The organism is Pantoea sp. GbtcB22, assembly GCF_019091025.1.
GTDB classification, from domain to species: domain Bacteria; phylum Pseudomonadota; class Gammaproteobacteria; order Enterobacterales; family Enterobacteriaceae; genus Pantoea; species Pantoea leporis.
The window spans coordinates 1-229 of sequence record NZ_JAGXKB010001053.1 but is presented as its reverse complement, the minus strand read 5'-3'; the positions used below and the strand labels follow the sequence as shown (position 1 = coordinate 229).

The following is a 229-nucleotide window of genomic DNA, read 5'->3' as shown; positions in this document are numbered from 1 at the left end:
GTAAAGGGCATCAATCGCTTCCGGAAATGGCCGGCTGATGATCCTTAAGTCCTGCGCTGCGGCATCAACTGCATGATGGACATACAGTAAAAACACTTCTGTGAGCGGCCGGAATGAACCACGCTGTCTGCGTACATCTCGTCCGTAACGCCACAGAAAGACTCTCAGTCCTGCACCGCTCTCTCCACGTGCATCGTGCGCCGCAACGTCTAACCATTCCGGGCCGTCA

General features: G+C 55.5%; 1 protein-coding gene. It reads right to left on the bottom strand.

Annotated features, from left to right (window positions below):
• On the bottom strand, positions 1 to 229 hold a 229-nt coding region (locus tag KVT28_RS27475), incomplete at both ends, for a hypothetical protein (protein WP_217551520.1).